7 protein-coding genes, 1 tRNA gene and 1 pseudogene are annotated in these 10,151 nt (G+C 57.0%); all 9 read left to right on the top strand.

The window, feature by feature from the left end; all coding sequences use genetic code 11:
* Positions 1-75 precede the first annotated feature (75 nt).
* Complete coding sequence (locus tag ACO6BQ_RS10740; protein WP_489120871.1) at positions 76-1,071, top strand: ABC transporter substrate binding protein; 996 nt, start codon at positions 76-78, stop codon at positions 1,069-1,071.
* A gap of 27 nt (positions 1,072-1,098) precedes the next feature.
* Entirely contained in the window at positions 1,099-2,091 is a 993-nt protein-coding gene (locus tag ACO6BQ_RS10735; RefSeq protein WP_489120870.1) for an ABC transporter substrate binding protein, read from the top strand.
* Between the two features lie 69 nt (positions 2,092-2,160).
* Positions 2,161-3,042, top strand: coding sequence for an ABC transporter permease (locus tag ACO6BQ_RS10730; protein ID WP_489120869.1), 882 nt, complete (start codon positions 2,161-2,163; stop codon positions 3,040-3,042).
* Positions 3,042-3,836 carry an ABC transporter ATP-binding protein gene (locus ACO6BQ_RS10725; protein WP_489120868.1) on the top strand — a complete coding sequence of 265 codons (795 nt, stop codon included), beginning with the start codon at positions 3,042-3,044 and terminating at the stop codon, positions 3,834-3,836. The genes ACO6BQ_RS10730 and ACO6BQ_RS10725 overlap by 1 nt, the downstream gene beginning before the upstream one ends.
* Before the next feature lie 303 nt (positions 3,837-4,139).
* The gene (locus ACO6BQ_RS10720) at positions 4,140-5,669 is read left to right on the top strand and encodes a TerB N-terminal domain-containing protein (protein WP_489120867.1); all 1,530 of its coding nucleotides are present in this window, start codon (positions 4,140-4,142) and stop codon (positions 5,667-5,669) included.
* Positions 5,656-6,987 (top strand): ATP-binding protein, encoded by a 1,332-nt coding sequence (locus ACO6BQ_RS10715; protein ID WP_489120866.1) that lies wholly within the window; start codon positions 5,656-5,658, stop codon positions 6,985-6,987. Before ACO6BQ_RS10720 ends, ACO6BQ_RS10715 begins: the two co-directional genes overlap by 14 nt.
* Positions 6,984-9,239, top strand: a complete 2,256-nt coding sequence (locus ACO6BQ_RS10710; protein WP_489120865.1) for a DEAD/DEAH box helicase — start codon at positions 6,984-6,986, stop codon at positions 9,237-9,239. The genes ACO6BQ_RS10715 and ACO6BQ_RS10710 overlap by 4 nt, the downstream gene beginning before the upstream one ends.
* An 89-nt stretch (positions 9,240-9,328) precedes the next feature.
* Positions 9,329-9,413 (top strand) — tRNA-Leu (locus ACO6BQ_RS10705).
* A 113-nt stretch (positions 9,414-9,526) separates the two neighbouring features.
* Positions 9,527-9,913: pseudogene (locus ACO6BQ_RS10700) on the top strand (DODA-type extradiol aromatic ring-opening family dioxygenase); the annotation flags it as partial.
* Between the last annotated feature and the right edge of the window lie 238 nt (positions 9,914-10,151).

The following is a 10,151-nucleotide window of genomic DNA, read 5'->3' as shown; positions in this document are numbered from 1 at the left end:
GAAAAAATCTACGCCAATCTGACGGACTTCATTTTATCAGCGATTCCCTAGAATAACAGAAAAGGTGGGATTTCGATGCGGATGACAACGGCTATGAAAGGCATCGCTCTTGGCATCGCAATGCTTGGTCTCGGCATGATGGCGGGCTGTGGCGGCGATCAGAAGGCAAGCGGTGAGAAGTCGTATAAGATCGGCATTGTCCAGCTGGTCGAACACAATGCTCTCGATGCGGCGAATCGTGGGTTCGTGGATGGGCTCAAGGCACGCGGCTATGAGGAGGGCAAAAATCTCACGATTGACCGCCAGAATGCACAGGCGGATCAGTCGAACCTCCAGAACATCGCGCAGCGTTTCGTCAGTGACAAGGTGGATCTCATCTGTGCGATTGCTACGCCGGCGGCGCAGTCCGTGGCGAACGCAACGAAGGACATCCCCATCGTCGGTACGGCGATCACGGACTATGTGAGCGCGAAGCTTGCGCAGACGAATGAGAAGCCGGGCGCGAACATCACGGGGACGAGCGATCTCAACCCGATCAAGGAACAGATCGATCTGCTCATCAAACTCTATCCGAATGCGAAGACGATTGGCACGATTTACTCCTCGAGTGAGGTCAACTCCGAGATCCAGATCAAGGCGATGACAGAGTACGCCACATCAAAGGGACTCAAAGTACGTGCGGCGACGGTCTCGACCGTCAACGACATCCCACAGGCGGCACAGAGCCTTGTCAACGATGTGGATGTGTTCTATGAGCCGACGGACAATGTCATTTCCTCCTCCATCCCGACGCTTGTCGGTGTGACGGATGCGGCGGGCAAGGCGGTCATCTGCGCCGAGCCGTTCATGGTGACGGGCGGCTGTCTCGCGACCTATGGCATCGACTACTACAAGCTCGGCGTTCAGACGGGCGATATGGCGGCGGATATTCTTGAGGGCAAGGCAAAGCCGGCGGATATGTCGATCGAGACAGCACGCGATCTGACGCTTGTTATCAGCAAGGGCAACGCGGCAAAGTTGGGACTGACGATCCCGGAGGATGTGCTCAAGGATGCAACCCTGGTGGACTAATACAGACATAGAAAAGGTGGGGATTCGATGCAGATAACAAAACTCGCAAAATGTGCTGCGCTTGGCATCGCCGCCCTCGGGATTCTGGCATCGGCAGGATGCGGGCAGCAGGCAGAGAAAGGTGAGAAAACATACAAGGTCGGGATTGTTCAGCTCGTGGAGCACAGTGCGCTCGACGATGCAAATCGCGGCTTTGTGGACGGCCTCAAGGCGCGTGGTTACGAGGAGGGGAAGAACCTCACGATCGACCGCCAGAATGCACAGGCGGATCAGTCCAATCTCCAGAATATCGTGCAGCGTTTTATCAGCGACAAGGTAGATCTCATCTGTGCGATTGCGACCCCGGCGGTGCAGTCGGCGGCAAACGCGACGAAGGATATCCCCATCGTCGGCACGGCGGTGACGGACTATGTGAGCGCGAAGGTTGTCAAGTCGAATGATGCACCGGGCGGCAACGTTACGGGCACGAGTGACATGAGCCCGATCGCCGATCAGATCGATCTGCTCATGAAGCTCTATCCGAATGCGAAGACGATCGGCACGATCTACACGTCCAGTGAGATCAACTCGGAGATTCAGGTCAAGGCAATGACGGAATATGCCGCGTCGAAGGGGCTCACGGTGCGCACGGCGACCATCTCGACGGTCAACGATATCCAGCAGGCGGCGCAGAGCATGGTCGGCGAAGTGGATGTGTTCTACGAGCCGACGGACAATGTGATCGCATCGGCGATGCCGACGCTCACGAGCATCACAGATGCGGCGGGAAAAGGTGTGATCTGCGCCTTTGAGGGCGGTGTCACGGCAGGTGCTCTTGCGACCAAGGGCGTTGACTACTACAAACTCGGTGTCCAGACCGGCGACATGGCGGCGGACATCCTCGAGGGGAAGGCGAAGCCGTCCGACATGAAGATTGAGACGGCGCGCGACCTCATGGTAGTTATCAACAAGAAAAATGCGGAGAAAATCGGTCTGACGATTCCTGCCGATGTACTGAACGGTGCGACGATTGTGCCGTAAGTAAGACTAACACAGCGGAGCGGGCACGCAGCGTGTCCGCTTTTTTTCGGACAAATAGGGAGTGACGTTATGGATCTCGTCATTGCGACGGCAGCGCAGGGTGTCCTGTGGGGACTCTATGCGCTTGGCGTCTATCTGACTTATCGCGTTTTGGATATTGCCGATCTGACGGTCGAGGGGAGTTTCCCGCTGGGGGCTGCAGTTGCCGCCTCCATGCTCGTTGCGGGCTATACGCCGCTGACGGCAATTCTCGCTGCGTGTGTGGCGGGGTGCATTGCGGGGGTTATTACGGGTTTTTTCTGTACGAAGCTCAAGATTCCCGCGCTGCTCGCGGGCATTTTGACGATGATCGGGCTGTACTCCATCAATCTGCGTGTCATGGGCAAGGCGAATCTGCCGCTCCTGCAGCAGGAAACACTGTTCACGGAGTGGAATATCTGGGGGCTGGATGCGGCGACGAACATCCTCCTCATTGGCACGGTCGTGGTTGTGCTTGCAATCCTGCTGACGTACTGGTTCTTCGGTACGGAGCTGGGGACTGCCATCCGTGCGACGGGGGCGAATCCGCATATGATTCGTGCGAACGGCGTCAATACAGATGTGATGATCGTGCTTGGACTGCTCCTCTCGAATGGCATGGTTGCCATCTGCGGCGCACTGGTCGCACAGAGCAACGGCTTTGCGGATGTCGGAATGGGCACGGGTACGATCGTTATCGGTCTTGCGTCTGTTATCATCGGCGAGGTGCTGTTTGGCACGCGCAGCTTTAAGAACTGGCTGATCTCCGTTGTGCTCGGTTCCGTCGTCTACCGTGCAGTCATTGCAATTGTGCTGCAGCTTGGCATGCCGCCGAATGATCTCAAACTCTTTACGGCGATTCTCGTGGCCATCGCGCTCTCGCTGCCTCTGATTCAGTCGAAATACCATGCGATGAAGAAGGGGGCAGAGTGATGCTGCGCATAGAGGACATCAAAAAGACGTTCAATCCGGGCACGATCACGGAGAAGAAGGCTCTTTCAGGCATTACGCTTCACCTGAAACCGGGAGATTTCGTGACGGTGATCGGCGGCAATGGTGCGGGTAAGTCCACACTGATGAATGCGATTGCAGGTGCGATCTCCGTGGATACGGGCAAGATTTTGATTGCGGGCGAGGACATAACGAAGTGGCCGGAACATCGCCGCGCGAAGTTCATCGGGCGCGTTTTCCAAGATCCGATGATGGGGACGGCAGCGCGCATGATGATTGAGGAGAACCTTGCGATCGCTGCGCGGCGCGGGCAGACGCCGACACTGCGCTGGGGCTCCACGAGCGAGATGCGCGACGTGTTCCGCGAGAAGCTGGCACGCCTAAAACTTGGGCTTGAGGAGCGTCTCTCCTCGCGTGTGGGACTGCTCTCAGGCGGACAGAGACAGGCACTGACACTCCTTATGGCGACGCTTGTAAAGCCGAATTTGCTGCTCCTCGATGAGCACACGGCGGCACTTGACCCCAAGACGGCGGCGAAGGTGCTTGAGCTGACCGAGCAGATTGTGACGGAGGATCAGCTCACAACCCTCATGATTACCCACAACATGAAGGATGCACTGCGCTACGGCAACCGTCTCATCATGCTGCACGAGGGACGCATCCTCTTCGATGTGCCGCAGGATAAAAAGCAGGGGCTCACAACGCGTGACCTTCTCTCGATGTTCGAGCAGGCGGCGGGCAGTGAACTTGCTAATGACAGTTTACTGCTAAGCTAATCGAACATTAACACCCTTCACAAGGCACTCTAAAATCATTTCGTTATATTATCTATGAAAGCGAGAGATACCAAGAGTGCAAAGATACTCTATTTCCTCCGACTTTCGATGCGTATTCTGCGGTCTTCCCTTCCGCAGAATTCACATACATTCCCTACATTTCTTTCTCTCTATCGAAAGTACGCCTCCTGCTGCCCGGCGGAAGGCGTATTTTCTTGTGTAAATGCGGGGATGCGTCCTTGCTATTTTGGGGATTCGTAGTAAAATAGAGGAAGGAATCGAACAGATGGACGGAGGTGTGCGATGGGGAAGACGTGGGTCGTTGAACTCCTGCAGCGTTTGGCAGAACATGTTTATCGTGATGAGGAAATCCCTCGCTGCTCTTTGAGAACGCCAAAGAAGTCGGTAAAGCCCGTGCCGAAGCTGCTGCGTGCGATGCGTTCGCTTGTTACGACCACGCGGGACTGCTGGCAGTCGCGGGCAGAACTCTTTCTGAAGCAGGCGCGGCTGATGGCGGCCTACGAGGACGACTATGTCTACAACGGCACGGTCAACCAGTATTTTCCGACGTATGACTCGCTCTCGGATGCACAGCTGCGCGGCTACTTCACATGGCGGACGGCGGTGCGGCAGGGACGGGTTGAGAAACGAGGGATGTCCTACGCGTCTCTCTACATCTATGAACTTTTGCATCTCATCGGCTGCAGGGACGCACAGGACGGCTATGAGAAGCTGTGTGCATTCTGTGCGGCGTATTGTTCCATTGATCCCCAGATTGCACACTATATTGCGGATTGGGAAGATGAGTTTGTGATCTACTACGGACTCGATCCCAAGCGGATTACATACGGTGGGGATGGGCTTATGCGTCATCAGCAGGATGATGCAATCCATACAATGCTTTATCGTGCGGAACATACGGCAGAGGCGGTCATGGCAGCACTCTGTACACTCTCCTCCTATCGTCTGGAACGCTCGAAGCTCTACCGTGCTCATACGGCGGCGGTGAATGCAGTTGTGCTCCGCGTGCTGGATCGCGCTGCGGAGTACTATGAGAAGCATCGTCAGATCAGTTTCTTTGACGATTTGATTGCCGTGGAGCAGACTGCGCCCGTTCGTCTCTTTTCCTCTGCGGTATTTCAGCCGCCCAAGGAGGAGCCGGATCGCGTCTATGAGGTGCATCCTCTGCGCCGCTATGAGTGCGTGAGCGGGTACTGGACGCTGCACTCGTATGAGCGTCCCGAGCGTGCGGCACAGCGTCTGGGCGTATTCTTGCGCGGTGTGGATGCCGGACTGCGTGCACATTTTGGAATCACAGCGATCCAGCCGCCAAAGCTGAAAAAATGGCAGGCAAAAATAATTGATGAGGAGATTACCGCCTTTTTTGCGGAGCAGAGGGCGGCAGAGGCACGGCGTGTTCGGCTCGACTTTTCGCAGTTGGCACGCATTCGTGCGGATGCCGATGTGACGCAGGAGCGGCTGATCGTGAAGGAGGATGAGAAACCTCCGATGATGCCCATTTTTGAGTCTTCGTCTGTCGCTCTTCCGTCATCCTCTGAGAATATGCCGCCCGCCGCTCCCGTGACGACAGAGGGGGCAGGGGATATCAATGGTCTGGATGCGGCGGAGCGTCGGCTGCTCCGTACACTCCTCGGTGACGGTGATCTCGCGTGGGTGCGCACGGAGGGGAGGATGCTCTCCGTCCTCGTCGACGGCATCAACGAAAAACTGTACGATGATTTTGCGGACACGGTGATTGAGGGCGATCCGCCCGCCGTCGTTTCCGATTATCAGGACGAACTGATAGAAAGGTATCTGCATGACAGCGAATGAACCGAAGAAAATCCCGCGCCGCATTGCCCAGACGCTCGTGAATGCGCTCAAGGGCGGCGTTGTGCCGCGCATCGGTCTCCCATACATCACTGTCGGACGACGCAACGAGATTGAGGCACTGCTCTCCGATGTGGAGATGATTGAGGGCGGCGGGGCTTCGTTCCGCTTTATCGTTGGACGCTACGGCAGCGGCAAGAGCTTCCTTTTGCAGACGATCCGCAGCTATGTGATGGCAAAGAATTTCGTCGTGGTGGATGCCGACCTATCGCCCGAACGACGCTTGCAGGGGACGCGTGGACAGGGGCTCGCGACGTACCGCGAGCTCATCCGCAACATGGCGACGAAGACAACGCCCGAGGGCGGAGCACTCACGCTTATTCTCGACCGTTGGATCAGCCGCGTGCAGCAGGAAATCGTGACGGCGGACGGTATCGCTCCCGAGCATCCCGATTTTCCCGCTGCCGTTGACCGGCGGATTGCCGCCATCATCTACGGGCTGAACGATCTCGTACACGGCTTTGACTTTACGCGGCTTCTCACGCTCTACTATCATGCCTATCGGGACGGCGATGATGAAAAGCGGGCGCAGGTTGCACGCTGGTTTCGTGGGGAATATACGACGAAGACCGAAGCGCGCCGCGATCTTGGTGTGAACATCATCATCACGGACGACGACTGGTACGAGTATCTGAAACTCTTTGCCGCATTCCTGCGGCAGGCAGGCTATGCGGGGATGCTCATCCTCATCGACGAACTCGTGAACATCTACAAGATTCCGCATGCGGTCACGCGTCAGTACAATTACGAGAAGATCCTTACGATGTATAATGATGCAATGCAGGGACGTGCACAGTATCTTGGCATGATCCTCTGCGGAACACCCGCCTGTATGGAGGACACGCGGCGTGGTGTCTACAGCTACGAGGCACTGCGTTCGCGTCTCGCCGAAGGGCGATTTGCGGGGGAACACCGTGACCTGCTCTCGCCCGTGATACGGCTTTCGCCGCTCACGCATGAGGAAATGCTCGTACTCATTGAAAAGCTCGCCGCCATCCATGCGGAGCTCTATGGATATGCACAGATTGTCACGCAGGAGGATCTCGCGGACTTCATTCGCATTGAGTTCGGACGAATCGGTGCGGATACGCATATCACGCCGCGTGAGGTCATTCGTGACTTCATTCAGGTGCTCGACATTATCTATCAAAATCCGACATTGAAACTCGCCGATTTGCTCGGTTCGGCGGAGTTTTCCTACGCACAGAATGAGGTGGAGGGGGCGGAGATCAGCGCACAGTTCGCGGAGTTCGAGCTATGAGCGTATTTGACCGCTATGCGCCCTTCGTGCGTGACTATATCTACGCGCAGGAATGGCAGAGTCTGCGCGGCATCCAGATCGCGGCAGCGGAGGCAATCTTTGGGACGGACGACCATGTGCTCCTGACAGCATCCACAGCGGCGGGCAAGACGGAGGCGGCATTTTTCCCGATCATTACGCTCTTTCACGAGAATCCTCCCACATCCGTTGGATGTATCTACATTGGACCACTCAAGGCTCTGATTAACGATCAGTTCGAGCGCCTGACGGAGCTGTGCCACAGGGCGGACATCCCCGTCTGGCACTGGCACGGGGATGTGGGGCAGACGCATAAGGCACGCCTGATGAAACGCCCGTCGGGCATCCTGCAGATCACGCCGGAGTCGCTTGAGGCACTGCTCCTGCATCGACACATGGCGATTCCGAAACTGTTCGGCGATCTACGCTTTGTTGTGGTTGACGAGCTACATTCGCTCCTGCGCGGCGATCGCGGCGGGCAGACCCTCTGTCTCATCGAACGGCTTTCTCGCATCGCCGGCGTGCAGCCGCGCCGCATCGGACTGTCGGCGACCATTGGCGATGCCAAACGTGCGGGGGATTTTCTCGCGGCAGGGACGGGGCGGGAGACCCTTGTGCCGCAGATCGAGGCAAAGGGGAGCAAGTGGCGGCTCTCCCTTGAGCATTTCTATGTGCGCGACACGCAGGCGGGGGAGGGGCGTGACGACATTGTCGTGTCGGATCTTCTCGGCGCACCGACCGACACCCCGCCCGAGGCTGCCGATCCGGGGCTTGGCTATATCTTTGCACATACACGCGGGAAGAAATGCCTCGTCTTTGTCAACTCGCGTGAGGAATGCGAGGCGGTGACGACGACGCTGCGTACCTACTGTGAGAAACAGCATGAGCCGGATCGTTTCCTCATTCATCACGGGAATCTCTCCGCCGCATTCCGTGAGACGGCGGAGGCGCGGATGAAGGATGAGGACAGTCTCTTTACAACGTGCACGACGGCGACGCTCGAACTCGGCATCGATATTGGACGGCTTGAGCGTGCCTTTCAGATCGACGCACCGTGGACGGTCTCGTCCTTCCTCCAGCGCATGGGGCGGACGGGGCGGCGCGGTCAGCCGCAGGAGATGCACTTCGTCGTGCGCGAAGAGCAGTGCGAGGCGCGTGCCCTGCTGCCCGCAACGATCCCGTGGAAGCTGCTGCAGGGGATTGCCCTTATCCAGCTCTATCTTGAGGAGCGTTGGGTCGAGCCGCCGCGTCTGGATCGCCTGCCGTTCAGTCTGCTCTATCATCAGACGATGAGCGTCGCGGCATCCTGTGGGGAGCTTTCGCCGCGTGCACTCGCAGATCGTGTGCTCTCCCTGCACGTCTTTCACCGCATTACGCAGGAGGACTACCGTACGCTCCTGCGCCATCTGATCGCGCAGGAACATCTGCAGCAGACAGAGCGCGGCGGGCTGATCGTAGGGCTTTCGGGGGAGCGCGTCGTGCAGTCCTTCCGCTTCTACGGTGTCTTTCAAGAGAACGAGGAGTACACCGTCCGCTGCGAGTCGCAGGAGATCGGCACGATCGTCACGCCGCCGCCCGTCGGGGAGAAGATTGCGATCGCAGGGCACGTCTGGCGTGTGCTCGAGGTTGATCGCAAGCGTCACCTCGTATACTGCGATATGGTGAAGGGGAATGTGCCCGCCTACTTCGGCGAATGCCCCGGCGATATCCACACGCACATCCTTGAGCGGATGCGTCAGGTGCTGCGCGAGGAGCTGATTCCGCCCTATCTGCTGAAAAATGCGATCGCACGTCTCACGCAGGCACGTGATACAGCACGGCACTCGCGTGCGACGGAGGATGTGCTCATCCCGCTTGGCGGTGAGATGTATGCGCTTCTGCCGTGGCTCGGCAGCTATGCATTTCTTGCACTTGAGCGATTCCTGCGCATCCGCTGCGGTGCGCGGCTCGGACTGCGTGGATTTGAGTCCATGCGTCCGTACTTCATGCAGTTCACGATGAAGGTGCCGCCGACGGAGTTCTTTCATATTCTTGCGGAGGAGGCGGCGGAAAAGATCGAGCCGATGGAACTCCTCTATCCCGATGAGATCCCAATGTTCGACAAATACGATGAATTCCTGCCGACGGAGCTTGTGCGGCGTGGATTCGCATACGGGGTTCTGGATGTGAAGGGGATGCGAGCGGCGGTGTGCGCGTGGTCGAATGCACGGATTGACAGCCCCGCGTGGTCGTGATAGAATACGCTTGCTAGTTTTTTTAGGAATCGCTGATAAAATGTAGTCCGCCAAATTGGTGCTGAATTTATCAATACTTCCTTCAATATGCGGATGTGGCGGAACTGGCAGACGCGCTGGACTTAGGATCCAGTGCCGCAAGGCGTATGGGTTCGACCCCCTTCATCCGCACCATATAGACATATTTTCGCCTTTTTGGCACATACATAGGAATCGCTGAATCTATCCGTGTTTCCGTAACTCCGACTGTTTTGCAGTCGGCTTTTTTTCTATGGGGAGTGATCGTAATGTCCATCCTTGCCGCCTATGCCGTACCGCATCCACCTCTCATTATCCCTGCGATTGGCGCAGGACGGGAGCAGGAGATCTCTGCGACTGTTCAGGCATATCATGAGGTTATGCGCGCGGCGGCGGCGCTGCGTCCCGATACCGTCGTCATCATCAGCCCGCATGCGACGGCATACGATGATTTCTTTCACATCTCGCCGGGGGCGGGAGCGGAGGGCGATTTTGCAGCGTTCGGACATCCCGAGATCACGGTTGGAGTTGAGTACGATGAGGCGTTTGTGCGTGTGCTGTCCGCCATGGCGGGGGAGAAGGAGCTTCCTGCAGGAACACTCGGGGAGAAACATCCGTCGCTTGACCACGGGACGATGCTGCCGCTCTTCTTCCTAAGGAAACGCTGATAAAACACGGATAACAAGGCTTGGGTTATCCACAGGCATCAGTTCTACAGTTTCCCATGCAAAAAGTGGAAAAGCATGCCCATATCTCTTTCTTTCCTTCCCCGAACCTCCCGTTTGAACGGGATTTTCGAGAAAAAGGGCACACTTATCCCGTTGTCATGCAAAACGCTCTCTGGTATTGTCAAGAACAGTTGACAAATTTCTCACAAGGGAACGACCGTTTAAG

The sequence above is a fragment of the Centipeda sp. (in: firmicutes) genome, from assembly GCF_057271695.1.
The sequence above is the reverse complement of the archived record's forward strand: the minus strand, read 5'-3'. Positions and strand labels throughout refer to the sequence as shown.